A 24,793-nucleotide genomic window follows, 5' to 3' on the forward strand; every position below is an offset into this window, starting at 1 on the left:
TGGTGCGCTCTAGGTCTGGTGCGCGGTTGTCAGTTGGCGGCGAGCAGGGGAATGGCTTCCTCGGCGCGTTCGGGTCCCAAGGCGGAGTAGCCGCCGTCGACGGCCCAATCGGCACCCGTCACGAAACTTGCCTGGTCGCCTGCGAGGAACGCGACGACGTCACCCACCTCGTGCGGGCGGCCGACGCGCTTGAGTGCGTGGAAGGGGGCTGCGACGGAGTCGGTCTTCTCCAGGTTTCCGTTGCTGAGTGAATCCATGATGTTGCTCCAGACCCAGCCGGGGCTTACCGAATTGACCCGGATCCCATCAGCCGCAAAGTCCACTGCCATGCTGCGGGTTACCTGCACCAAAGCAGCCTTGCTGGCGGGATACAGCCAGCGGCCGGTCTGGGCCACCGAGCTGGAAATGGAGGTGAAGTTGATGATGGCGCCGTGCCCGGAGGCTTTGAGGTGGGGGCGGGCTGCGTTGCTTGCCACGACGGCGCTCACGAGGTTGACGTTGAGCGCCTCGAGCCAGTCGGCGCGACCGGAAGCCGCGCCGTCGTCCTTATAGGTGCAGGCGAGGTTGACCAGGATGTCGAGGCCGCCGTGTGCAGCGACGGTCTTCTCCACGAGGTCCGCTACGGCGGCATCATCGGTGATGTCCGTATGGGAGTAGAGGATTCGCTCGCCCAGCCCGGCGGTGAGCGATTCGCCGTCGGGGTCTATGTCCGCAACCACGACCGTTGCCCCGGCGTCCCGCAGGGCGGTCACCACGCCTTGGCCCACCTTGGTGACCCCGCCGGTGACCATCGCCGTCCTGCCTTCAAGTGCTGACATGTGCAAACCCTTCCACTTACGAGATCGTGTTACGGAAATATGACGTGCGTCATATTTACTCTGAAAGCGACTCTAGGCCGCCGTTGATTCGCGGAATATCCACTTGGCGCGATGGCTATCCACAATGCGAAGGGTCATCCATCTCTTCGTGCCAGCCGACCCACGGTCCTGACGTCAGGCGGATGTCCACCGCCGCCATTTCCTGCTCCCATGCCGCGAATCCGCCGTGGCGCAGGTCGAGCAGGTGAAAGAAGAATTGAAGTACGGGGATCACTGGGTGTCCTTTCCGATCGGCGCCTGGAGTCGGCGACGCGTCACTTGCTTGGCCGTGGAGCAGGCTTCGGATGGTTCCGGTCCCACTCATCCCGGCGGTCATGCACGAGCTTGATGTTTTTCACTGGTCCTCACCTCGCTTCCGGCGCTGTTATGGTGATGTGAGCTGCGTCATACTTGTCCTAAAAGCGACTCTAGACAGCCGCAGCAGCCCGGAATATCCGCTTGGCGCGAGGATCATCCGAAAAGCGAAGAGACCCTGTTTAAGTAGGTGGCGGATGGTGAGAATTCTTGCCCGCGATGTTCTGCGGGGACGGCCGACAACGGCCACAACCGATGTGGATGAGGCGCACGCCAAAATCGCAGAACTGTTCTGCAGCCACGAGTTGGCGCCGCGGACCCGCCAGTCTTCAGTGGATATGAAGCTGCGCTCCCTGCACCGCGGCGACGTCGGGATTGAGTTTCTGGACTACGGCGCTGACGTTCGGATTGAGCCTGACGGCCTGGAGGACTTCCACTTGGTGCAGATTCCGTTGGCAGGGCATGCTTCCATGCAGGTGGGGGCAAGCACTGTGGAATCGAGCCCAAGCATGGCGACCGTGCCGCCGATCGACCAGCCCTTCTCCATGAGCTGGGACAGTGGCAGCCCGCACTTGATTGTGTACGTGCGGCGTACAGCTTTGGAGCGGGTGGCGTGGCAGCTCAACGGGGCGGCTCCTGGAGGACTGGCCTATGGCATGGATCTTTCAGGTGCCGCCGGTCGGGCTTTCCTGAGGGCCGTCGTCGAGCTTCATGACGACATGATCGGCCAGCCACAGACCGCTGCTCCCGTCTTCATGCAGGGGTTGCTGGCGGACACCATGGTCTCGCGGCTGCTGATGGCCATGGAGCCTCCCGCCGATGTGGCAGGGGACGGGGACGCGGAGAGCCGCCTGGTCCGTGAGTGCCGCGAGTTGTTGGAGCGACACGCTTTCGAAGAACTCACCGTGCCGGACATCGCCGAATGCCTGGGCGTTTCCGTGCGCACGTTGCAGACGGCCCTGCGGGCGGAGACGGGCGCGACGCCGTCGGAGCTGCTCAGGAGCATCCGGTTGGACCGGGCGCGGGAGATGCTTCTGGAGGCAAGCCCCCGGGAACAGACCGTCACCGCCGTCGCCGAGTTATGCGGTTTCACGCATCAGGGGCGGTTCTCGTCCCTCTACCTGAAGGCCTTCGGGGAGCTGCCCTCGGAAAGCCTGCGCCGTTAGGTCGCTGGGGCTACGCTTCCAGGACGTACGTCTTCAGGTCGTCCAAGGTCTGCTGCATGTGGGCGTCCATGGCCAGGCGTGACGCATCGGGGTTCCTGGATTCCAGCGCCGTGGCGATCTTCCGGTGGTGGCCGATGGCATGCTCCTGGATTTCCGGAAACGCCGACGTTTCGGTGCGCCGGGCTTCGAGGACCCTGTGCAGCGGTTCAAAAAGCACGGCCACAAACACGTTGCCGGAGGCGTGGAGAATCACGTCGTGGAACGCGAGGTCTGCTTCCACGAACGCTGCAAGGTCGTTGACTTCGTGGGCGGCCTGCATTGTGTCGACGTGTTCATTGAGTGCGGTGAGTTCATCATCGGAAATGCGTTCGGCAGCGAGTTCGCAGGCCCCGGTTTCCAGCATGCGGCGGAGCTCAATGAGCTGGATGGCCGCTGCGGCGTCCTTGGTTCCCTCTGATGCGGCCCGCAGCACGGCTTCCAGCGAGGCCCACTGGTTAAGCGGGTTGACGAAGGTGCCGCGGCCACGCTCCACGCTGAGAATGCGCTGCGCCTCGAGGGTCTTCATGGCTTCACGCACCGTCATTCGACTGACCTCGTGCTTGGCGCTGAGCTCCAGCTCGCCGGGGACCACCGTTCCGGGCGGAAATTCACCCGCGATGATGCGGTCCAGCAACTCATCAGCGACGACGCCGACCAGCGACTTGCGTGCCATGTATCCCCATTTCCTGTACTCCGGCCATCCTGCGTCCCGCAGCTCCGTGGGACGGATGGTTGTCAGACATCTTACGCTGGCGGCGGCCAGCTGGTTTTCCAGAAGTCGTGCAACGCTTCGGCGCATTCCTGCGGCTTTTCCCAGTGGACACTGTGGCCCGCCCCGGAGATGGCCTTCAGCTTCCGGCGCGGGCTTGCCGACGCGAAGGCAGCCATCTGGTCGATGGGCCTCACGCGGTCACCGGTTCCGGCGATCACCAGCAGGGGCGCCAGTACCCGCCCGGGAACTGAAGGTTCGACGCCGGTCATGGCCGCCTTGCCGCTGGGGCCGAGAACCGAAAACGGAACATCGAAGCCCTTGCTGAGCAGCTCGGAATCTGCCTGGGTCAGTGGGCCATACCAAGCCTCCATGCACTTGGCCCTGGCTCCGGCGTCGATGAAGCCTTGCCCCCACTGGGACTCCAGCATGGACCGGAATCCTTCATTCGGAGGTGCCGGCACCATGCCCACCAGAGTCACCGTCGCCACCAGGTGCGGGAACTCCGCCGCCAAGGTCAAGGCGACGCTGCCACCCAGGGAATGACCCACCAGATGCACCCGGGTTCCGCCCAGCTCGTTGAGGACGGCCGCTGCCGAGGCTGCTGCCGAGTCCAGTGTCCAGTCGAAGTCCGGCGGCAGTACCTCTCCGGGGTGGTAGCCCGGAAGGTCCAGGATCCATACCGGCCGACCGGCGTCGAGCAGTTTCCCGGCCAGGGGTTCCCAGTACGCCGAAGCGGACGCCCAGCCGTGGATGAGCACCACTGGAAGCTGGTCACCTGCGGAAACGTTGGGGTCCCTCACGTCCACGAAAGGGAGCGGAACCGCGCTGTCAGCCATGGACCAAGCCTAGTGATCGCCGGCGCCTTGCGCGGCGAAGAGCCGTGTGTCACACTAACATTCAAATGTTAGATGTCTGACATCTGACATTCCTTCAACCGCTACACAGATTTTCCACAATGGAGTGCACAGTGACCCTTGAAGCAGACGTTCTGGCCGCTTTCCCGGCGGAAGTCAGGATTCCCGCCCAGCTGGTAGCCGATGCCGTTGCCGCCTTAGCAGCCAGCACCCCGCGAGTGCTGGTTGTCCTCGATGACGACCCCACGGGCACCCAGTCCGTGGCGGACCTCGCGGTGCTCACTCACTGGGAAGTGGAGGATTTCACCTGGGCCTTCACCCACATCCGCGAAAACCAGACCAAGCCTGCCGTCTACGTCCTGACCAACACGCGCAGCCTGGACCCGGCCGAAGCCGCGGCCCGCAACGAGGAAATCGTCCGCAACGCCCTTGCAGCAGCTGCAGGCGCGGTCAGCCTGGGCTTCGTCAGCCGCAGCGACTCCACTCTCCGTGGCCACTACCCGCTGGAACCCGACGTCATCGCCGCCACTGTCGCCGCCGAAACCGGCGAAGCCACCGACGGAGTAGTCATCGTCCCGGCCTTCCCCGACGCCGGCCGAGTCACCATCGGCGGCGTGCACTATATGCGTGGCACCGGAGAAGACGCGGGAAAGCTCACTCCTGTAGCCGAGACCGAATTCGCCAAGGACGCCAGCTTCGGTTTCGCCAACTCCGAGATGGCCAAGTATGTGGAGGAGAAGTCGCAGGGCAGGTTCCCGGCCAGCGACGTGATCGTCCTGGACCTGAACATCATCCGCGCCGGCGCCTCCGCGCAGGACCCCACCATCTCCGCCAAGGCCATTGCCGACGCCTTGGAATCCGCCACGAATTCCACCCCGATCGTGGCTGACATCGTCACCGAGAACGACTTCCGTGCCCTGGCCCTGGGCCTGGAGGAAGCCGAGCGCCGCGGCAAGAAGCTCCTCTACCGTGTCGGTCCGCCGTTCGTTCGCGGCCGCATTGGCCAGGAAATCCGCACCGCGCTGACCTCCGAAGAGGCCTACGCGGGCAACACCCCCTCCGAAGCCGGCGGCCTGATCGTGGTCGGCTCCCACGTTGGTGTCACCACCCGCCAGCTCAACGACCTCACGGCCGCTCACAGCTCGGCCCGGATCATCGAGATCGACGTCCAGAAGCTCATTGCCGGAACCAAGACTGCGGGCGAAGCGGAAGCCGACGCCTACATCGGAACCGTGGTGTCCGACGTCGTGGACGCTCTCCACGCCGGTGACGTCATCGTCCACACCAGCCGCCTGCTCATCAAGACCGACGACGCCGCAGCGAGCCTGAAGATCGCCCGCACGGTCTCGGCCGCCGTCGTCGCCGTGGTGAACCGCACCCTGAAGACCTTCCCGCCGCGGTTCGTCATCGCCAAGGGCGGCATCACGTCCTCGGACGTGGCGGCGCACGGCCTGGAGATCCGCCACGCGATTGTCCGGGGACCCATGCTGCCGGGCATCGTCTCGCTCTGGGAACCGGTGGACGGTCCCGCGAAGGGCATTCCGTACATCGTCTTCGCCGGGAACGTGGGCGACGACCAGTCCCTGACCCACGTCACCCGCAAGCTCAGCGCCACTTTCCAACAGCGAAAAATTTAATGGAGAACACCATGACCAGCAGCAACTACACCATCACCGTCCTGGGCCTCGGCGCCATGGGCCTGCCCATGGCAACCCGCCTCGCGTCCGAGCTGACCGTCCACGGCTTCGACATCGCCGAGCCCCGCCTGGAGCTCGCCGCCGCAGCCGGCATCAAGACTTTTGCCTCAGCCCGCGAAGCCTCCCAGGACGCCGACGCGCTGCTGCTCGCCGTCCGCAACGGCGAGCAGCTCAACGATGTCCTCTTCGGCGAGAACGGCGTGGCCCCGGTCCTGAAGCCGGGCGCCGTCGTGATCCTCGGCAGCACCGTCGGCACTGAAGCCATCCCGGCTACGGTCGCCAAGCTGGCCGGGTACGGCGTGGCACTCGTGGACGCTCCGCTGTCCGGCGGCCCCAAGCGTGCCGGCGAAGGTGACCTCCTGATCGTCGTCGGCGCAGAGCCGGAAGCGCTTGAGAAGGCCCGGCCTGCCCTTGAACTGTTGGCTTCCACCCTGAGCATCGTGGGCGACAAGCCCGGCGACGGCCAGGCGCTCAAGACCGTCAACCAGCTCCTGTGCGGCGTGCACATCGCCGCCGCTGCCGAGGCCATGGCACTCGCCGATGCCCTCGGACTGGACCAGGCCAAGACCCTGGCCGCCCTCGAAGCCGGCGCCGCCGGTTCCTTCATGCTCTCCAACCGCGGCCCGCGCATCCTTGAGGCCTATTCCGAAGATGGAGCCGAGGTCCTGAGCCGCCTGGATATTTTCGTCAAGGACATGGGCATCGTGGGGAAGGCAACCCGGGCCGCCGGCCTCGCCGCACCCGTTGCCGCCGCTGCCGAACAGCTCTACCTTCTCGGCCAGGCCCAGGGCCTCGCCGCTGCCGACGACTCCGCCGTCATCAAGGTCGTCGCGCCTACCAAGCGCACCGCCTAAGCACCCCTCTAAAAACCCGCGACGACGGCGGTCCCCCCTTCGCCGTCGTCGCCACCTCCCGCCGGTCTTCTCTCTAGACTGGTTTGTCAAAGGAGACACCCCCCAATGAATCCCCTCGTCAATTCGTTGATGGTTCGGGCGGCCGACGCCCCCGCCATCAAGCCCGCAGTGGAGCTGGGAACGCCGCTTCTGCTGACCATTGCCGCCGCCGGTATCGCCCTGCTGCTGGTGCTGATCATCCGCTTCAAGATCCAGGCTTTCGTTGCGTTGCTGGCTGTCAGCATCCTGGTGGGCGTTGCCGCGCAGATTCCGCTGAAGGACATCTTCACGGTGGTCACCAACGGCGTCGGCAGCACCATGGGCAAGGTTGCCTTGTTGATTGCCCTCGGCGCCATCCTCGGCCGCATGATCGAGGTTTCCGGTGGCGTGCAGTCGCTGGCCACCCACTTCACGGAGAAGCTCGGAGCCAAGCGCGTCGCGGTCGCACTGACCGCCGTCGGCTTCCTCGTTGCGATTCCTGTCTTCTTCGAGGTCGGCGTGATCGTCCTCGTACCGATCGTCTACGCCTTCGCCAAGATCGCCAACGTCCACCCGATCAAGTTCGGGCTGCCCATGGCCGGCATCATGCTGTCCATCCACGTGGCCGTCCCGCCGCACCCGGGAATTGTGGCCGGCGCCGGCGTCTTCGGCGCCGACATTGGACTCATCACGATGATTTCGCTCATCATCTGCATTCCGCTGGGCTTCCTGTCCTACTGGGTCGCCAGCATCATGAACCGCAAAGACTACGAACTGCTTCCCGGCGTAAAGCAGCAGGTCGACGAATTTGGTTCCGACTCCCTGGTCCACGTGGGCCACGACGGCCCCGGAGCCCGCGCCATTGCTCCGCCGCGTCCCGGCCTGATCATGTTCCTGATCGCCGCCCCGATCGCCCAGATCCTCCTCGGCACAGTCGGCACGCTGACCATTACCAAGGACAGCTACTGGTACGGCGTGGCCGCGTTCATCGGCAACCCGTTTTTCGCACTCCTGGTCGCTGTGGCCCTCTCCTTCTTCCTGCTGGCTGTACGCCGCAACTGGTCCCTCAAGGAAACCGGCGAAATCTTCGAAGGCGCACTGCCTCCTATCGCGTCCATCCTCATGGTGGTTGCTGCCGGCGGCGTCTTCGGCGAAGTCCTCCGTACGTCGGGCATCGGTGCGGCCCTGTCCCACACGCTGGACAGCCTCGGCCTGCCGGTCATCGTCCTCGGCTTCATCATCTCCCTGGCACTGCGCGCCGCGCAGGGTTCCGCCACCGTCGCCATCGTCACGACGACGGGCCTGCTCACCTCCGCTGTCATGGAAGGCGGCTACTCACCGGCCCAGATCGCCGTCATCGTGATCGCCATCGGCTTCGGTGCCCTGGGCCTGTCGCACGTGACTGACGCGGGATTCTGGACCGTGATCCGCTACTACGGCCTCACCGTGTCCGACGGCCTCAAGACCTGGACCGTCCTGACCACCATTCTGGGCTTGGCCGGCTTCGCGCTGAGCTACGTGGCGTGGATCCTGGTGGGAGGCCTGGGCCACTAATGCGCACCAAACTCGACCACCTGGTCAACTCTGCCCTGGCCTCCGGCTCCGCGGTTCCCGCCTTCACCTGCTACGACTTCACTACCGCGCTCGCCGTTGTCAGCGCGGCGGAGGAAGCCCGGCTCGGTGTCATCCTGCTGGTGGCTCCGAAGACTGCCTCCTCAATGAACGGCCTTCGCCTCATCGCGGCGCTCCGCGGCTTGGCTGACTCGGCCAGTGTCCCCGTCTCCGTCCAACTGGACCACGCCTCGGACCTGAAAGTCATCCGTGAGTCCGTGGCTGCCGGCGCGGATGCGGTCCTGGCCGATGGGTCGTCCTTGACTTACGAGGACAACATCGCCCTGGTCCGCGACGTCCGTGCCGCGCTGAACGCGCAGGGCGCCACCGACGTCGTGATCGAGGCGGAGCTCGGCGGCCTTGCGGGCGACGAGGACAAGGCATTCGGTACCGAAGATTCAGCGCACGACGCCGGTGCTTCCGTCGCCGGACTCACCGACCCGGCGCAGGTGGCTGACTTTGTTGAACGGACCGGGGCGCAGCTCCTCGCCGTTGCTGTGGGGAACGTGCATGGCAAGTACGAGGGCGAGCCCAGCATCCGATGGGACGTGCTGCAGGAGGTCGCGGCGCGCACCGATGTCCCGTTGGTGCTCCACGGTGCTTCCGGCATTCCTGCCGACGAGCTGGCGAAAGCTCCCTCCCGTCAGGTGGGCAAAGTGAACTTCAATACCGAACTGCGCACTGGAATCCTGTCGATGCTTGAGGCGGAAACTGCGGCACACCGGGCTGATGGAGAAAATCTCCAGGGCCTGCTGGTGCGGTGGAATGGCTCCGCGGCAACCTTTGCTGGCGCCACGCTGGAACTGCTCCACGCCTGACCCCAGGCCGCACAGCGCAGGCCGTTCTCGTCGGGGAGGCTAGGATCAAACCATGATCCTGGCCTCCCTGATTTTTGCGTCGATAGCTGCCCTGCTCCACGTTTACATTTTCACCATGGAGTCCATTACCTGGACCAAACCGGCCACGTGGAAGCGTTTCAGCCTCACCTCCCAAGCCGATGCTGAAACCACCAAACCCTTGGCTTACAACCAAGGCTTCTACAACCTGTTCCTGGCCGTCGGCGCGCTGATCGGCATCATCGCAGTAGCCATGGGAGCCCCGCAGGTTGGCTGGACCTTGGTCTTCAGCAGTTGCGGCTCCATGCTTCTGGCAGCTCTCGTGCTGGCCGCCAGCGGCAAGAAGTACCTTCGCGCAGCCACCCTCCAGGGTGCTACGCCGCTGCTCGCCGTCGTGCTGGGCGTCCTGGCGCTGACCCTCGGCTAGTGCTCCGGCGGACCGGCTAGTGCTCCGGCGGACCGTCCTGGGCTGCGGCTTCGTCCATCCAGACCACTTCCCAGTGGTGGCCGTCCAAATCGCGGAATGCCCGGCTGTACATGAATCCCATGTCCATGGGCTCGTACGTCTGGGACCCTCCGGCGTCGAGGGCCTTGGTGGCCAGGGCGTCCACGTCATCGCGGCTGTCGGCAGAAATGGCGACAATTGCCGCCGTCGAGTTCTTGGTGTCCGCAATGGGCTGCTTGGTGAACTCGCTGAACTTGTCGTGCGTGAGGAGCATGGCGTAAATGGTGTCGCTGACGACCACGCACGCGGCGGTTTCATCCGTGAAGTTCGGATTGATGGAGTAGCCAAGGGCCGTATAGAACTCCTTGGACGCCTCGAGGTCGCTGACGGGCAGGTTCACGAAAATTGAGGTAGTCATGGCTTTGATCCTGCCGGTGTTTCAGCGCTTCGTCCAGACCCTGCCTCCCGCATGTGGATGGCTCTAAGTTCCTTCCCTCCACAGCGGCAGCGGTACGACGCTGAGGCTGCGTCCGGACTCATCCAAAAGATGGCCAAGACGTTTATATGTCCGGACTACCGCTTGCCGTGAGATCACCGTGCTGCCGGGTGCCCGCTCGGCCAATTCGCGCTCAAACGCCTGGGCCTCCAAGTAGTCCCGGACCCAGAACGTGGCCACCAGGTTTTGCGTTCCGAGCACCTGGGCGCTGAGTCGGCAGTTCGCTTGCGCGGCGAAATAGAGGCCGACGTCGTCAATGTACTGCGCCGGGACATTGAGCATGAGCGTCACCTCCCGCAGACCCCGGTTCGCGGCAGTGGACGCATCGCACCTCAACGTGATGTAGGCGGACGCCAAGAACCGTTCCACCCGGCGTCGGGCAGTTTGGGGTGAAACGCGGCAGGCGGCACCCAGTTCCGCCCAACTTGCGCGTCCGTCATTGGCGAGCTCCTCCAGCAACTTGGCGTCCAGGTGATCCGGCGAGTAACCTGCCGGCGTGGGCCTGGGTTCCGTTGATACGAGGCGTGCACGGGCAGGCTCGAGTGTTCCGCTGCGCCATTCCGAAGCCTGCCGGTAGAGCTTGGTCACGAAGACGACCTCCCGGTGCGTGATGCCGGGCAGCGTGGGGAAGGACCCGGTCACGATGTCCATGAGTTCTTCGTGACTGGACGCGAAGCAATCAATGAAGACGTCATGTGAGCCGGTAACCATCGAGACCGTGCCGAAGGCTGGCTCCCTGCACAGCCTCTGGATCAGGGCCTCGCTCTCGCCGGGCAGGGAGGACAGTTGGATGAACGCTGACCACCCCGCCTTGAGGTAGCGCTGTCCGGGAGACGGAGTGATCCACGCCAGTCCCTGTTCGGCCAAGGTGTTCCAGCGCCGCGCGACCGTGGGAGCGGACAGGCCAAGAGCATCCGCAACACGGCTCCATTCCGCCCGCGGATTGATCTGAAGGGCGTTCACGATTTCAAGGTCCAGCTCAGAAATTGTGGCTGATTCAATCAATACTGGCCGCCTCAAGTGGGTTTCGAACAATCTGAAGGCCAGTGTAATCGAAAGCCTTAGCGTTGTGACTCGCATCACTACCGGCGAAACCGCCCCGGACTCAAGGAAGCTCATGGCAAGCAAGACAGCACCACCTGCGACACCGGCCATCACGCGCAGGACCATCGCAGGCATGATCCTGGCAATGGCACTCATCGAATCGCTCAGCGGCGTAACGCAGGGGTACCTGAATCCGATCCTGCCCGCGCTGGGACCGATTTTCGAGATTGACGATCCCACCATCAACGGCATTTTCCTCATCTCCAACGTCAGCTTCGCCGTCCTGACCCCCATCATTTCGCGGCTTGGCGACAGCTACGGCTACCGGCTCGTCCTGCGGTGGTCCACGGGTGTGGTGACTGTTGGAGTGCTGCAGATGGCATTGTGGCCATCGCTGTGGACAGTGACGGTGGGCGTTGTCATGCTCACCTGCGTAGTGGGCTTTATCCCTCTGATGATGGGGATCCTCCGCGTCACCAGCCCGGCCCATACCCGCACAGGTGTGAGCGTCGTGATCGGCATGCTCATGATCATGGTGGGAGCTGGTGGGCTGCTTGCAGGCATTGTTGGCGTCACCGACCCTACGCTCGGGTTCTGGGTGGCCGTTCCGTTCGCAGTGATCGCTTCTGTCTGTTCGTTCTTACTGCCCGACGCCGGGGTCCCGACTCGTGAGGGCATCGCCCTTGCGCCGTTGCTGGCATGCTCGCTGGGCCTTATTGGCTTTGTTGTGGCGCTCTCGATGGCACCGGAATGGGGTTGGCTGGATCCACGCACCATCGCAGCCGGTCTGCTGGGACTCGGTCTCCTGGCCTTCTGGGCAAAGCGCGACTACAGCGGTGCCGCCGGGCAGCGGTTCATGGACCTGCGCATGCTGGCCACTCCGAGGATCCGCGCCATCTCCGTGGCAACGTTCTTCTTCGGATTCGCTTCCATCAGCTACTTCGGCACCAACGGCATCTTCCTGCACTCCAACCCGGACAAGACAGGCTACGGGTTCGCCCTCAGCCCGCTGATGATCGCGGTCGTCCTTGCCCTGGCATCGGTGCTTTCGCTGGTTTCCTCGCTGCTGACAGCGCGGGCTTTGCGACGGTTCGGTGAGCGGGCCACGCTGGTCTTTGCCGGCGTCTTGTTGGCCGCAGGCTTCCTGGTCATGATGCTCGCCCATGCCTCCTTTGCCGGATATTGCCTCGGCTTTGCCATGTTCAACCTGAGCTTGGGAATGTACCAGGCAGGCACCCGCTCGCTGTCCGTCGAAGGCGTCCCCGTGGAGGAGACCTCAACGGCCGCGGGGCTCAACGAACTGGCATTGTCCGTAGGCATCGCAGTGGGAGCGGCCGTGGTGAAGTTGTTATCGTCAGCGTCAGTCGAGTCCGGACGCATCACGGAAACCGGGTTGTTGACCATTTGGGGAGCCTTGGCTGTCGCCGCTCTGGTCGCTGCTGCGGCCAGTGCCCGGTACCCGAAGCGATCTGCCGCGGAGGTGACGGCATGATCGCCGGGCTGAACAGCGGGACCCTGGGATCCGGCGTCGTGCTTCCCTCCCAAGGCGATATCCACGCCGCGCTGGACAGCGAAGTGCTGCGATGGAAATCGGACATTCTTGACCTTAGCCACGCCATCCACGCCGATCCGGAGCTTGGCGGTCAGGAATTCCGTGCTGTGAAACGCGTCCGTAGGGTGCTCCGCAAGGCTGGTTTCACCTTCGACGAAGAACAACCGGAGCAGCCCACAGCTTTCAGTGCGCGCTTCGGCTCGGGCCAATTGGTGGTGGCACTTTGCGTTGAATACGATGCTTTGCCGGAGATCGGGCACGCCTGTGGACATAACGTGAACGCTGCCAGCGCGGTGGGGGCTGCGCTGGCGCTGGCTGCCGTGGCCGGGCAGCTGGACATCACCGTCAAGGTCCTGGGGACGCCGGCCGAAGAGACCACCGGAGGCAAAGTGGACCTCATTGAGGCCGGCTTCTTCGACGACGTCTCACTGGCCATGATGGTCCACGCCGGCGCAGCCGATGTAGTGGGTGGCTCGTCGTTGGCGATGTCGATGTGGGATGTACTCTTCGAAGGCCGTCCGGCACACGCGGCGGCAGCGCCCTCGGAAGGCGTCAATGCGTTGGATGCGCTCGTTGTCGCGCAGCTGGCCATTGCCCTGGCCCGGCAGCAACTCCCGGTGGGTTCGATTGTTTCGCTGATCGTGACCGAAGGCGGAAGCGCCGTCAACGTCATTCCCGAGCGCACCCGGGCGAGTGTGGAAATGCGGGCGCCCGGCATTGATCAACTGCGCATCATCCAGGACAAAGTACGGCGCTGCTTGGAAGCCGGAGCCCACGCGAGCGGCTGCATCCTGCAGGTGACCCGGAAGGGCAACGACTATGCGGAGTTGCGCCAGGATGCGTTCCTGTCGCACGCATACCGGGAAGCGATGCAAGCCAAGGGAAGGGACGTTGCCTTCAACGCCGATCCTGTGGCGTCCACCGACATGGGCAATGTCTCCCAGGTGGTGCCGGCCATCCATCCAATGGTCGGTTACGACGTGCGGGGCGCCGCCCATCACACCGCTGACTTCGCAGCCTTCGGTGCGTCCGCCGGAGCTGACGCAGCGATTCTGGACGGGTCGTTCGGTATGGCAGCGGCGGCCTGTGCAGCCGTAACGGACACGGAGATGCGAAAACGGCTGTTCCGGAGCGCGGGGGACTAGCCCAGGTATCCCCTTGTCCGCAACTGCCCGCTGGCCCCGTCACCCGACCGGGCGGACAATGGAGTCAGCACGCAGGTGCGTGCCTGGTAGGGAGAACCATGGAGAGGGACGCGTTTCCTGTGGTCAGCCCGGCGCCGGTGGTGCGAAGGGATCCGGCGATCGACCTTGTCCGGTTCACCTGCCTGCTCCTTGTGGTGGCTGCGCATTGCATGATGGTCAGCCCGGCCCTGCTCAAAGGCGGGACGGTCACCACGGATAACGTGCTCATGGATCAGGGATGGTTCACCCCGGTGGCCTGGGGGCTCATGATCGTTCCGTTGTTCTTCGTCCTCGGCGGTGTCACGGGCCTGGAATCGTGGCGACGACTAAGAGCCCGTGGCGGAACGGGGTTCGCTTTCGCGCAGCTCCGGCTTCTGCGGCTGGTCCGCCCGGCAATGGCGTTGCTTGCTGTCATGTGGGGAGGGCTTTGGCTGGCACTCCTGCTTGGCGTCCACCCGCAAGTCATCCAGCTCATGGCCGCCGGTGCCGCCATGCCGCTGTGGTTCTTGGCCGCCTATCTCACCGCGCAACTCAGCGTCCCGCTGATGGCCCGGTTGCACGAACATGCACCGTTGCTGACCTTCGCCGCGTTGGTGGCAGCGATCATCACCATCGACTCACTTCGGGGTGCGCTTCCCGTACTCGCGTTTACCAATCTGATCTTCGTATGGTGCGCTGTCCAGCAGTTGGGCTTCTTCATGGCCGACGGCTTCTTCGAGCGCCGCAGCCGCACCTGGCTGGTGGGGGCCATTGTTTCCAGCAACCTGGTGCTGGGGCTGGTGACCGGCGTGGCTGTCTACCCGGGAAACATGGTGGTGAATATCAACCCGCCCAATCTGTGCTTGCTGCTGTTGGGCATCTCGCAGGCCGCAACACTTCAGTTGCTCCATGGCGGCATCACATGGCTGGCGGGAGTCGGGTGGGTTCAGAAGATCATTGCCGTGGCCGGCCGCAGATCCATGACGGTCTACCTTTGGCATCTGCCGCTGCTGGTGGGCATGTCCGGGCTGTTGCTGCTCACCGATGTGCCCAAGCCCTTGGCCGGCACCGCCGAGTGGTGGTGGGCGAGAATCCCCGTGTTCTTTGCCGTGGTCGCCTTGCTGGTGCCGGTGGTCTGGCTTTTTGGCCGGCTGGAGAACCGTCCGACGGCGGCCAGCCACGCCCGGGGTCCCTCGCGTACCGCGGTGGTGACGGCCGCCGTCGTTGTTTTGATCCCGGTGGCAGACGCCGCGTTCAACGGTTTGACGCTCGCCTTGCTGGGTGGGGGAGCGGCGTGCTTCGCCCTCTCCGTCCTCTTGCTTGGCCGGGTTCCGACGCCGGTGCTGCCGCCAGCGTTCGCAGTGAAGTTCCCGGCGCAGCGCAGCAGTCACGGGCCCACGTTGCCAGAGCCAGGTTTTAGTGCCAATCTCGAACCATGACCGAGTACACGGATTCACTGGCAGAGTCGTTCCGCCCTGGCGTCACTACGGTGCGCAACGATAAATTCCACCGCTATGAGCTTCACGTAGACGGCGAGCTGGCCGTGATCTCCCAGTTTCTTGACCGGCCCGGTCACATTGACTTCATCCACACCGAGACGAAGCCCCAGTTCAACGGCCAAGGACTCGCCAAAGTGCTGGCCCATTTCGCTTTGGACGACGTCGTGGCGTCCGGCAAGCGCATCATCCCGCATTGCCCATACATCGCCGCGTACCTGAAAAAGCACGAAGGCTATGAGCAGGACGTCGATTGGCCTGCCGAGAAACCCGTGGGCGACCCGGACAACGACTAGGCCCGCAAGGGCAGTTGCTGATCCATATCCTTCCTGCGCCTCCGTGACGGGCCCAGCCTGTCCGACGGAAAAGGCCAGTCGTTCCGCACGCCGCTGAGGGACACCATTGCATCGTTCTCATCGGAGACAATCCGGCCGCGGCACGTTGCATGGACCTGCATCGCGCTGACCAGGCTTCCACCGTGGATATGGTCGGCGTCTGTCACCAGGTAGGAAAAGCTCCGCATCACGGATTCACCCGGAGCCAAGCGGTGAATCCGGAGGTCGCGCTCTTCGGGTTCCGACGTGTAATTGAGCAAATCCATGCCCTCGTTGGTGAACGAGCGGGGAGCCAGTGTGACGTCCCGCAGATGGCTTGCGGAGTCATTGGTGATCCACGCTGTAAAGGTGACGGTATCGCCCGGAATGGCCACTGGCCTGTCCGCTTCGTAGACGAGTACGACACGCCCCGCGTTCTTCTTGCGGTACAGCGGGGCCGATCGGAGGGGCGGCAAACCGCGGACGACTGCGCTGTGTTGCTGGCTTACATTCTTGTGGACAGCACGCATCCTTTTCAGGAAGGGGCCGGAGCTGCGGACGTCCATGGTTCCTCGATTCGCACCTGGGTTTGGGAGGGTCATGTTTAGAAGTGCGACCAGGGACGGAATCGTGATGCGAAAAGCAAAGTTCTCTACAGGTCCGCGGCGCCCGATTCAAGTCACGCGGCTTGTGATGTCACACTATTGTTTATGGATCAAGTATTTGCGGTGAGGGCCGATGGGTCGATGCCAGCTTCGGCGATCGCCGCGGGCAGCGATCCCCAGATCATTTCTTTGGTGCGCCAAGGCATCACTGATGCGTTCGATGTGCTGTATCAGCGGCACATGAAGGTAGCCCAATCCGTGGCCCGGTCCCAGACGGACAATCCCAGTGACGCAGATGATGTGGTGGCCGAGTCTTTCGCCACCATTTTCCAGTTGCTGAGGGAAGGAAAGGGACCGGAAGAGTTCTTCCGGTCCTACCTTCTTACGATCGTGCGTCGTACGGCCCACGATCGGAACCGCAAAGCCCGACGCACGCCCACCGCCGATGACGATGCGATCCTCGACGCACCTGTGGTGGACAAAGACCACCTTCTCAGCGACCTCGAGTCGAGCATGATGGCCAAGGCCTTCAAATCGCTGCCCGAGCGTTGGCAGGCTGTTCTTTGGCACCTGGATATCGAAGGGCTGAAGCCGGCAGCGGCCGCGCCCTTTGTGGGCCTTACCCCCAACGGCGTTTCGGCGTTGGCCCTGAGGGCGAGGGAAGGTCTGCGCCAGGCGTACCTGCAACAGCACATCAGCAGAACGGTCGACGAAGCCTGCGACGAATATGCCAGTCAACTGGGGAAGTACGCACGCAAAGCCCTGAAGCGTACGTCGAAGGAAAAGGTTGGCAACCACTTGGAAAGCTGCGCCAAGTGTACGGCTCTGCTGATTGAACTCAATGACATCCAAGGTGGCATGCGGTCCATCCTGTTCCCTCTGCTCACCGGAATCACTTTTACCCCGGCTGCCGCGGCGGCACTCGGGTTCGGTGGCCCGGCAACAGGCGCGGCCACGGGCTCGGGAAGCACCGCCGTGACGGGCACCATGGCTGGCCACGGGATCCGTGGCGTCAGCAATGGGTGGAAGCTGACGGCTGCCATCGTGGTGGTCTCCGGGGCATTGGCCGGTACCCTCGCGTGGTTCCTTCAGCCGGGGCAGGCTTCGCAGTCTGCTGTCACGTCCGAGGCCGTGTCCGATCTCCCGCCGGCTCAGGAAACGCCGGGGGCACCTGCGCCGTCAAGTCCCATCGCGTCCCCAACAACACTGGAGCTTCCTGCCGACGTGAGTCCGTCCGCGGCTCCACCGGCCGTCGCGCCGGTGGAAGCAGCGCCGGAGCGTCCCGCCGTCGTGATTCCGCCAGTGGCGGTGCCGCCGCGGAACCCTGTCGTGGTGGACTCCGGCACGGTGACCCTCGCGCCGTCGTCGGCAGCTGCGCCACCCGCTGGACCCGCGACCCAAACGGTTGACGCGACGTTCTCGGCCGCTCAAGGAGCCAACCCCACCGAACGGAAGCTGCAGGTGCAGTTCTCGCTTCAAGGGCAGGGCACTCCCATAACAGGCCAAGTGGATTTCATTCTTCCGGACCAAGCAACCTTCCAGTCGGGAAGGACTCTTGCTCCCGCGGGGTGGACCTGCACCGGCGTCTCCGCAGGCGACCGTCAGATCCGATGCACCACGGCCTCGTTGACCAGCGACGACCTCGCGTTCACTCTGGAAATTGTCATGCCTGCTTCCGCCGTGAGTGGAACGTTGAACTATCGGTTCTCGGGGCAGGGCGTCATTACCAAGAACTTCACCAACACCTTCAACTAGGACCCCAGACGCCCGTAGACCTCAACGCACTGACACGACCAGTTGCGCCTGCCCTCTTTAGTGCGCCCGCATAGTGGTGCCTCGCGAGCCGTAAATTTCACTGACGTCAAACAACTGCGCGGTGTCCTTCGCGGACCCTTCTAAACATTTTCAAATTCTTGGGGGTTTTCGCGTCACGAAAAGCCGGCCCCACCCACTGGAGTACTGGCGAGTAGCCTAGCTCGACGCCGGTTCGCTTCTGTGAGCCGGTCTCTTGCGTGACCAAGAAAAGCGAGTCCATGAAACATACACGTCCACAAAAGCTGTTGGCGGCTGTTGTCGCCACAGCGATTATGTCGCTGGGGGTGGGCGGTGCGCTGGCACCACCTTCCCTCGCTACTACACCAGGTTCGCCTGGGGTAGCCCAACCAGGAACACCCGTTTACGCAGAAGACTTCTCCAACCAGAATGCTACTGCCGGTGCCATCAGCATCCTGAACTACACCGGTGGCCCTGCCGCCGCCAACGAAACCTATACGGCGGACACGCCCTACACGCCGGCGGGAGGACAGTGCAATGGCTGGATACTAAACTCGGTCACGCCGCTTCCCACGTCCGACGCAGGCTGTACCAACAACCAGCCCGCCGGCTGGGGCCAGATCCAGCAGATGTCCATCGCGTTGGGCCTGGCGCAGGGGCAGACGGCCGCGCAGGCCGCCAATAACCAGTCCTTGTCGGAATACACCAACAAGCCCACCGGAACCATCACCCCCGGTGTCCAGTTCCGCACCCAGGCCAACACCATTCCCGCGATCGCGGGGCACTACTACGCTGTGTCCGGCTACTTTGCCCAGGTGAACTGCCAGGCCACGCACGCAAGCGAGACCTTCAGCCTCCTCATCAACGGGACACGCCAGGTTCTCAGCACCGGACTCGATCCCTGTGGCGGCAGCAACCTAGCAAAGGTCCAGGTCACCAAGCTCCAGTCCGCTGCCTACCAGATTCCGGCGGGGACCACGCCTTCCCTCGGCCTGGAGCTGAGGAACGAAGCAACCAGCGGAGCGGGCAACGACGTTGCCTTTGATATGCCGCAGATTGTTGACGTTACTCCCCAAGTGGACAAGTCCTTCACACCTTCGCTGATCGGACCAGGCGGAACCTCCACGGTTACCCTGACCGTCACGAACACCGATGATCTCAAGGCGAAGAACGACTGGTTCATTACGGACACCCTCCCGGCTGGAGTCGTTGTCGCAGGGACGCCAAACATTGGCGGTACCTGTGTGCAGGCCGCGGGAACCAACCCGTTGGTGCGTACGGCGGTAGCCGGCGGTAACACCATCTCCGTCACCGGTGGGGACATGGCTCTGGGCATGACGTCCTGCACCATCACCGTGGATGTTACTGCCGCGGCTGAGGGGACATACATCAACGGACCCGCCAACATCGTCACCAACCTGAACCCGCCGGCCAACGCCACTCTGATCGTCAAGGCTCCGCGCCTCGAACTGACCAAGGCTCTGGATGCGTCCCGCCTGATGGATTCGGATCAGTTCACCACCCAGATCCGCACCGGCTCGGCTACGGGACATGTTGTCAGCAACAGTGCCAACGCCACCACAACCGGTACGGGTTCGACTGTTACTGCGGGCACGGGTACCACCGGCGAATACGTCGCCAACGCGGGTGCAACCTATTACCTGACGGAGTCGGGTACCAACCTCTCCGGTTACAGCAAGGTGATCACCTGTGTTGACGCCAACGGTCTGCAGCCTGACCTGCCCAACGGAGCGGTCGTAGATGCTGCTTACTCCTTGGCGCCTGTTGCTGGCGCCGATATCAGCTGTGTTCTCACCAACACGGCCGTTCCGGCACCCGAATTGGAATTCACCAAGTCCGCTGACTCTTCAGACATCCAGGATCCGTCTGTTGTGGGTGACCAGATCACCTACACGTTCACGTCCACCAACACGGGCAACGTGCCGCTGACCGGTGTCACCATCAATGACCCCCTGGCAGGCTTGTCTGCACTGATTTACAGCTGGCCGGGAACTCCGGGCACTTTGCTGCCTGGTGAAACCGTGACGGCCATGGCCACCTACGCCATCACCCAGGCGGACATCGATGCAGGACACGTGGCCAACCTTGCCACCACCACAGGTAATCCTCCGACAGGTCCTCCTGTCACCCCGCCGCCTGCAGGTACTGATACCCCGCTGACCCCGGCTCCGGCCATGGAGTTCAGCAAGTCTGCCGATGCCTCGGATATCCAAGACCCGTCCGTCGTGGGTGACCAGATCACCTACACGTTCACTTCCACGAACACGGGCAATGTATCCCTGACCAACGTGTCCATCAACGATCCGTTGGCTGGCCTGTCTGCTCTGACTTACAACTGGCCCGGTGTTGCAGGAACGCTCCTGCCCGGCCAGACGGTGACGGCTACGGCAACGTACGCCATCACGCAGGCTGACATCAACGCCGGTCACGTCGCCAACACGGCGACCACCACTGGTACTCCGCCCATCGGTCCCGCGGTCACGCCGCCTCCGGCTGGTACTGATACCCCGCTGACTACGGCTCCGGCCATGGAGTTCAGCAAGTCCGCGGACGCTTCGGGCATTCAGGATCCGTCGGTTGTGGGTGACCTGATCGCCTACACGTTCACCTCGAAGAACACCGGTAACGTCCCGTTGACCAACGTGTCCATCAGCGATCCTTTGGCTGGTCTCTCGGCTCTGACCTACAGCTGGCCGGGTACTCCGGGCGAGTTGCTTCCGGGACAGACCGTGACGGCTACGGCAACGTACGCCATCACGCAGGCTGATATCACGGCCGGTCATGTGGCGAACTCGGCAACCACTACGGGCACCCCGCCTGTTGGTCCTCCGGTGACGCCTCCTCCGGGAACCACGGATACTCCGCTGACCTCAGCTCCGGCCATGGAGTTCAGCAAGTCCGCGGACGCTTCGGGCATTCAGGATCCGTCGGTTGTGGGTGACCTGATCGCCTACACGTTCACCTCCAAGAACACCGGCAACGTTCCGCTGACCAACGTGTCCATCAACGATCCCCTGGTTGGCCTCTCAGCTCTGGTTTACACCTGGCCGGGAACTCCTGGTGAACTGCTTCCGGGCCAGACCGTGACGGCTACGGCAACGTACACCATCACCCAGGCTGATATCGACGCCGGTCATGTCGCCAATGCAGCGACCACTACGGGCACTCCGCCTGTTGGTCCGCCGGTGACGCCTCCTCCGGGAACCACCGATACTCCGCTGACGACGGCCCCGGCCATGGAGTTCAGCAAGTCAGCTGATGCTTCGGACATCCAGAACCCGTCTGTTGTGGGTGACAAGATCACCTACACGTTCACGTCCAAGAACACGGGCAACGTGAAGCTCACCGGTGTGGTCATTGATGACCCGCTGGCCGGTCTTTCGCCGTTGGTTTACACATGGCCCGGCACTGCAGGTGAACTGCTTCCGGGCCAGTCGGTGACGGCTACGGCGACGTACGCCATCACGCAGGCTGATATCGACGCCGGGCATGTTGCGAACGTTGCGACCACTACGGGTACTCCGCCCATCGGTCCCGCGGTGACGCCTCCTCCGGGAACCACCGATACTCCGCTGACGACGGCCCCGGCCATGGAGTTCAGCAAGTCAGCTGATGCTTCGGACATCCAGAACCCGTCTGTTGTGGGTGACAAGATCACCTACACGTTCACGTCCAAGAACACGGGCAACGTGAAGCTCACTGGTGTGGTCATTGATGACCCGCTGGCCGGTCTTTCGCCGTTGGTTTACACATGGCCCGGCACTGCAGGTGAACTGCTTCCGGGCCAGTCGGTGACGGCTACGGCGACGTACGCCATCACGCAGGCTGATATCGACGCCGGGCATGTTGCGAACGTTGCGACCACTACGGGTACTCCGCCCATCGGTCCCGCGGTCACGCCTCCTCCGGCTGGTACAGACACCCCACTGACTCCTGGCCCCGCCTTGGAGTTCACCAAGTCGGCAGACGCGTCCGACATTCAGGATCCGTCTCTTGTGGGCGACCAGATCACCTACACGTTCACCTCGAAGAACACCGGCAACGTGAAGCTCACTGGTGTGGTCATCAATGACCCGCTGGCTGGTCTCTCGGCTCTGACCTACAGCTGGCCGGGTACTCCGGGCGAGTTGCTTCCGGGCCAGTCGGTGACGGCTACGGCAACGTATGCCATCACGCAGGCTGATATCGACGCCGGTCACGTGGCGAACGCTGCAACCACTACGGGAACTCCTCCCACCGGCCCTCCGGTGACGCCTCCTCCGGGAACGACGGATACGCCGTTGACCCCGGCTCCGGCCATGGAGTTCACCAAGTCGGCGGATGCTTCGGCAATCCAGGACCCGTCTGTTGTGGGTGACGAGATCACCTACACGTTCACCTCCAAGAACACGGGCAACGTGAAGCTCACCGGTGTGGTCATCAACGACCCCCTGCCGGGCCTCTCGGCACTGGAATACACCTGGCCGGGTACTCCGGGAGAGTTGCTGCCGGGTCAGACGGTGACCGCTACGGCAACGTACGCGATTACCCAAGCTGACATCAATGCGGGCCACGTCGCGAACACGGCAACCACTACCGGCACCCCGCCGGTTGGTCCTCCGGTGACGCCGCCCCCGGCTGGTACTGATACCCCGCTGACTCCGGCTCCGGCCATGGAATTCAGCAAATCGGCTGATGCCTCCGGTGTTCAGGACCCTTCAGTAGTGGGCGATCGGATCGTCTACAGCTTCACGGCGAAGAACGCGGGCAACGTCCCGTTGACCAACGTGTCCATTACGGATCCGCTGGCTGGTCTCTCGGCTCTGACGTACACATGGCCGGACGCGGCAGGAACCCTCCTGCCCGGCCAGACGGTGACGGCTACGGCAACGTACGCGATTACCCAAGCTGACATCAATGCGGGCCACGTCGCGAACACGGCAACCACTACCGGCACCCCGCCGGTTGGTCCTCCGGTGACGCCGCCCCCGGCTGGTACTGATACCCCGCTGACTCCGGCTCCGGCCATGGAGTTCACCAAGTCGGCGGATGCTTCGGCAATCCAGGACCCGTCTGTTGTGGGTGACGAGATCACCTACACGTTCACCTCCAAGAACACGGGCAACGTGAAGCTCACCGGTGTGGTCATCAACGACCCCCTGCCGGGCCTCTCGGCACTGGAATACAGCTGGCCGGGAACCCCCGGCGAGTTGTTGCCGGGCCAAACGGTGACGGCTACGGCAACGTACGCCATCACCCAGGCGGATATCGACGCCGGTCACGTGGCGAACGCTGCAACCACTACGGGAACTCCTCCCACCGGTCCTCCGGTGACGCCTCCTCCGGGAACCACGGACACCCCGTTGACCCCGGCTCCGGCCATGGAGTTCACCAAGAGCTCGGATGCCTCTGCCATTCAGAAACCTGCCGTTGTTGGTGACTTGATCACCTACAGCTTCACGGCGAAGAACTCCGGCAATGTCACGCTGAAGAACGTCACCATTGACGATCCTTTGGCTGGTCTGTCGGCACTGGCCTACACCTGGCCGGGTACCCCGGGCGAGTTGCAGCCGGGTCAGACGGTGACCGCTACGGCAACGTACGCCATCACCCAGGCTGACATCAATGCAGGCCACGTGGTGAACGCGGCAACCACCTCGGGCACTCCGCCTGTTGGTCCGCCGGTCACGCCTCCTCCGGGAACGACGGATACTCCGTTGACCCCGGCTCCGGCGATGCAGTTCACCAAGACGGCTGACGCCTCCGCTGTCCAGGACCCGTCCGTTGCAGGTGACGAGATCACCTACACGTTCACAGCGAAGAACACCGGCAACGTCAACCTCACCAACGTGTCCATCTCGGACCCGCTGGCCGGTTTGTCCGCCCTCGAGTACGTCTGGCCGGGTACTCCGGGCGAGTTGCTGCCGGGGCAGACGGTGACCGCTACGGCAACGTATGCGATTACCCAGGCTGATATCGACGCCGGTCACGTCGCCAATGCTGCGACTACTACTGGTACTCCTCCCACCGGTCCTCCGGTGACGCCTCCTCCGGGAACGACGGACACGCCGTTGACCCCGAAGCCGGCGATGGAGTTCAGCAAGTCTGCGGATGACTCCGCAATCCAGGATCCTTCCAAGGTTGGCGACGTCATCACGTATGCCTTCTCCGCGAAGAACACGGGTAACGTGACGCTGAAGAACGTCACGATCACCGATCCGCTGGCTGGTCTCTCGGCTCTGACGTACAGCTGGCCGGGTACTCCGGGCGAGTTGTTGCCGGGCCAAACGATGACGGCTACGGCAACGTACGCCATCACTCAGGCGGATATCGACGCCGGTCACGTGGCGAACGCTGCAACCACTACGGGAACTCCTCCCACCGGTCCTCCGGTGACGCCTCCTCCGGGAACCACGGACACTCCGTTGACCCCGGCGCCGGCGATGGAGTTCACGAAGTCCGCGGATGCTTCGGCTGTCCAGGATCCTTCAAAGGTTGGTGACGTCATCACGTACACCTTCACCTCGAAGAACGCGGGCAACGTCACCCTGACCAACGTGTCCATCGCGGATCCGCTGGCTGGTCTCTCGGCGCTGACCTACACCTGGCCGGGTACTCCGGGCGAGTTGTTGCCGGGCCAAACGGTGACGGCTACGGCAACGTACGCCATCACTCAGGCGGATATCGACGCCGGTCACGTGGCGAACGCTGCAACCACTACGGGAACTCCTCCCACCGGTCCTCCGGTGACGCCTCCTCCGGGAACCACGGACACTCCGTTGACCCCGGCGCCGGCGATGGAGTTCACGAAGTCCGCGGATGCTTCGGCTGTCCAGGATCCTTCAAAGGTTGGTGACGTCATCACGTACACCTTCACCTCGAAGAACGCGGGCAACGTCACCCTGACCAACGTGTCCATCGCGGATCCGCTGGCTGGTCTCTCGGC

Annotated in this window: 19 protein-coding genes; 12 read left to right on the forward strand and 7 right to left on the reverse strand. The window is 63.6% G+C overall.

All coding sequences use genetic code 11. The features are described from left to right. Positions 1-29: 29 nt before the first annotated feature. Both QF015_RS20610 and QF015_RS20615 read right to left on the reverse strand, forming a co-directional pair. On the reverse strand, positions 30-818 hold the full coding sequence (locus QF015_RS20610; protein WP_310203702.1) for an SDR family oxidoreductase: 789 nt from the start codon (positions 816-818) through the stop codon (positions 30-32). 115 nt (positions 819-933) lie between these two features. After that, positions 934-1,092: a hypothetical protein gene (locus QF015_RS20615; RefSeq protein ID WP_429390596.1), complete on the reverse strand. Its 159-nt coding sequence runs from the start codon at positions 1,090-1,092 to the stop codon at positions 934-936. Positions 1,093-1,369: 277 nt separating this feature from the next. Between QF015_RS20615 and QF015_RS20620 the strand changes: the two genes are divergently transcribed. Next, the gene (locus QF015_RS20620) at positions 1,370-2,338 is read left to right on the forward strand and encodes an AraC family transcriptional regulator (protein ID WP_429390597.1); all 969 of its coding nucleotides are present in this window, start codon (positions 1,370-1,372) and stop codon (positions 2,336-2,338) included. Between the two features lie 10 nt (positions 2,339-2,348). Here the strand turns inward: QF015_RS20620 and QF015_RS20625 are convergent, their stop codons facing one another. Both QF015_RS20625 and QF015_RS20630 read right to left on the reverse strand, forming a co-directional pair. After that, positions 2,349-3,050, reverse strand: a complete 702-nt coding sequence (locus QF015_RS20625) for a FadR/GntR family transcriptional regulator (RefSeq protein WP_310203695.1) — start codon at positions 3,048-3,050, stop codon at positions 2,349-2,351. A gap of 71 nt (positions 3,051-3,121) precedes the next feature. Beyond that, positions 3,122-3,925, reverse strand: coding sequence for an alpha/beta fold hydrolase (locus tag QF015_RS20630; RefSeq protein WP_429390598.1), 804 nt, complete (start codon positions 3,923-3,925; stop codon positions 3,122-3,124). Positions 3,926-4,056: 131 nt separating this feature from the next. Between QF015_RS20630 and QF015_RS20635 the strand changes: the two genes are divergently transcribed. The 5 genes from QF015_RS20635 to QF015_RS20655 all read left to right on the forward strand — a co-directional run bounded on the left by QF015_RS20635 (position 4,057) and on the right by QF015_RS20655 (position 9,386). Beyond that, positions 4,057-5,580 carry a four-carbon acid sugar kinase family protein gene (locus QF015_RS20635; RefSeq protein ID WP_429390599.1) on the forward strand — a complete coding sequence of 508 codons (1,524 nt, stop codon included), beginning with the start codon at positions 4,057-4,059 and terminating at the stop codon, positions 5,578-5,580. Between the two features lie 11 nt (positions 5,581-5,591). Beyond that, positions 5,592-6,494 carry an NAD(P)-dependent oxidoreductase gene (locus QF015_RS20640; RefSeq protein ID WP_429390600.1) on the forward strand — a complete coding sequence of 301 codons (903 nt, stop codon included), beginning with the start codon at positions 5,592-5,594 and terminating at the stop codon, positions 6,492-6,494. A gap of 105 nt (positions 6,495-6,599) precedes the next feature. After that, a complete protein-coding gene (locus QF015_RS20645) occupies positions 6,600-8,066 on the forward strand; it encodes a GntP family transporter (RefSeq protein ID WP_310203683.1) in 1,467 nt (488 codons plus the stop codon). Then, positions 8,066-8,941 (forward strand): class II fructose-bisphosphate aldolase, encoded by an 876-nt coding sequence (locus tag QF015_RS20650; protein WP_429390601.1) that lies wholly within the window; start codon positions 8,066-8,068, stop codon positions 8,939-8,941. The genes QF015_RS20645 and QF015_RS20650 overlap by 1 nt, the downstream gene beginning before the upstream one ends. Before the next feature lie 52 nt (positions 8,942-8,993). Further along, entirely contained in the window at positions 8,994-9,386 is a 393-nt protein-coding gene (locus QF015_RS20655; protein ID WP_310203677.1) for a DUF1304 domain-containing protein, read from the forward strand. 16 nt (positions 9,387-9,402) lie between these two features. Here the strand turns inward: QF015_RS20655 and QF015_RS20660 are convergent, their stop codons facing one another. Next, the gene (locus QF015_RS20660; protein ID WP_310203673.1) at positions 9,403-9,822 is read right to left on the reverse strand and encodes a VOC family protein; all 420 of its coding nucleotides are present in this window, start codon (positions 9,820-9,822) and stop codon (positions 9,403-9,405) included. Positions 9,823-9,885: 63 nt separating this feature from the next. Further along, entirely contained in the window at positions 9,886-10,905 is a 1,020-nt protein-coding gene (locus QF015_RS20665; RefSeq protein ID WP_310203670.1) for an Lrp/AsnC family transcriptional regulator, read from the reverse strand. A gap of 64 nt (positions 10,906-10,969) precedes the next feature. Here QF015_RS20665 and QF015_RS20670 point away from each other — a divergent pair, with 64 nt between their 5' ends. The 4 genes from QF015_RS20670 to QF015_RS20685 all read left to right on the forward strand — a co-directional run bounded on the left by QF015_RS20670 (position 10,970) and on the right by QF015_RS20685 (position 15,451). Continuing rightward, positions 10,970-12,436, forward strand: a complete 1,467-nt coding sequence (locus QF015_RS20670) for an MFS transporter (protein WP_429390602.1) — start codon at positions 10,970-10,972, stop codon at positions 12,434-12,436. Further along, positions 12,433-13,641, forward strand: coding sequence for a M20 family metallopeptidase (locus QF015_RS20675; RefSeq protein WP_429390603.1), 1,209 nt, complete (start codon positions 12,433-12,435; stop codon positions 13,639-13,641). Before QF015_RS20670 ends, QF015_RS20675 begins: the two co-directional genes overlap by 4 nt. A 98-nt stretch (positions 13,642-13,739) precedes the next feature. Further along, positions 13,740-15,098: an acyltransferase family protein gene (locus QF015_RS20680; RefSeq protein ID WP_429390604.1), complete on the forward strand. Its 1,359-nt coding sequence runs from the start codon at positions 13,740-13,742 to the stop codon at positions 15,096-15,098. Next, positions 15,095-15,451 (forward strand): GNAT family N-acetyltransferase, encoded by a 357-nt coding sequence (locus QF015_RS20685; RefSeq protein WP_310203660.1) that lies wholly within the window; start codon positions 15,095-15,097, stop codon positions 15,449-15,451. Before QF015_RS20680 ends, QF015_RS20685 begins: the two co-directional genes overlap by 4 nt. On the opposite strand, the gene QF015_RS20690 is transcribed toward QF015_RS20685, so the two are convergent. Then, complete coding sequence (locus QF015_RS20690) at positions 15,448-16,035, reverse strand: DUF7507 domain-containing protein (protein WP_429390605.1); 588 nt, start codon at positions 16,033-16,035, stop codon at positions 15,448-15,450. The two genes, QF015_RS20685 and QF015_RS20690, sit on opposite strands and share 4 nt — an antisense overlap. 144 nt (positions 16,036-16,179) lie before the next feature. On the opposite strand from QF015_RS20690, the gene QF015_RS20695 reads away from it, so the two are divergent. Both QF015_RS20695 and QF015_RS20700 read left to right on the forward strand, forming a co-directional pair. Beyond that, on the forward strand, positions 16,180-17,829 hold the full coding sequence (locus QF015_RS20695; protein ID WP_429390606.1) for an RNA polymerase sigma factor: 1,650 nt from the start codon (positions 16,180-16,182) through the stop codon (positions 17,827-17,829). A 278-nt stretch (positions 17,830-18,107) separates the two neighbouring features. Further along, on the forward strand, positions 18,108-24,793 hold a 6,686-nt coding region (locus QF015_RS20700), incomplete at its 3' end, for a DUF7507 domain-containing protein (protein WP_429390607.1).

It is taken from the genome of Paenarthrobacter sp. TE4293 (genome assembly GCF_050435325.1).
Classification (GTDB): Bacteria; Actinomycetota; Actinomycetes; order Actinomycetales; family Micrococcaceae; genus Arthrobacter; species Arthrobacter nitroguajacolicus_C.

What these genes read in the sequence shown, in the direction of transcription:
- QF015_RS20645 (WP_310203683.1), top strand. Translation starts at nt 6,600, where the DNA reads ATGAATCCCCTCGTCAATTCGTTGATGGTTCGGGCGGCCGACGCCCCC.
- QF015_RS20620 (WP_429390597.1), top strand. Translation starts at nt 1,370, where the DNA reads ATGGTGAGAATTCTTGCCCGCGATGTTCTGCGGGGACGGCCGACAACG.
- QF015_RS20685 (WP_310203660.1), top strand. Translation starts at nt 15,095, where the DNA reads ATGACCGAGTACACGGATTCACTGGCAGAGTCGTTCCGCCCTGGCGTC.
- QF015_RS20625 (WP_310203695.1), bottom strand. Translation starts at nt 3,050, where the DNA reads ATGGCACGCAAGTCGCTGGTCGGCGTCGTCGCTGATGAGTTGCTGGAC.
- QF015_RS20650 (WP_429390601.1), top strand. Translation starts at nt 8,066, where the DNA reads ATGCGCACCAAACTCGACCACCTGGTCAACTCTGCCCTGGCCTCCGGC.
- QF015_RS20630 (WP_429390598.1), bottom strand. Translation starts at nt 3,925, where the DNA reads ATGGCTGACAGCGCGGTTCCGCTCCCTTTCGTGGACGTGAGGGACCCC.
- QF015_RS20690 (WP_429390605.1), bottom strand. Translation starts at nt 16,035, where the DNA reads ATGGACGTCCGCAGCTCCGGCCCCTTCCTGAAAAGGATGCGTGCTGTC.
- QF015_RS20610 (WP_310203702.1), bottom strand. Translation starts at nt 818, where the DNA reads ATGTCAGCACTTGAAGGCAGGACGGCGATGGTCACCGGCGGGGTCACC.
- QF015_RS20640 (WP_429390600.1), top strand. Translation starts at nt 5,592, where the DNA reads ATGACCAGCAGCAACTACACCATCACCGTCCTGGGCCTCGGCGCCATG.
- QF015_RS20655 (WP_310203677.1), top strand. Translation starts at nt 8,994, where the DNA reads ATGATCCTGGCCTCCCTGATTTTTGCGTCGATAGCTGCCCTGCTCCAC.
- QF015_RS20675 (WP_429390603.1), top strand. Translation starts at nt 12,433, where the DNA reads ATGATCGCCGGGCTGAACAGCGGGACCCTGGGATCCGGCGTCGTGCTT.
- QF015_RS20695 (WP_429390606.1), top strand. Translation starts at nt 16,180, where the DNA reads ATGGATCAAGTATTTGCGGTGAGGGCCGATGGGTCGATGCCAGCTTCG.
- QF015_RS20660 (WP_310203673.1), bottom strand. Translation starts at nt 9,822, where the DNA reads ATGACTACCTCAATTTTCGTGAACCTGCCCGTCAGCGACCTCGAGGCG.
- QF015_RS20680 (WP_429390604.1), top strand. Translation starts at nt 13,740, where the DNA reads ATGGAGAGGGACGCGTTTCCTGTGGTCAGCCCGGCGCCGGTGGTGCGA.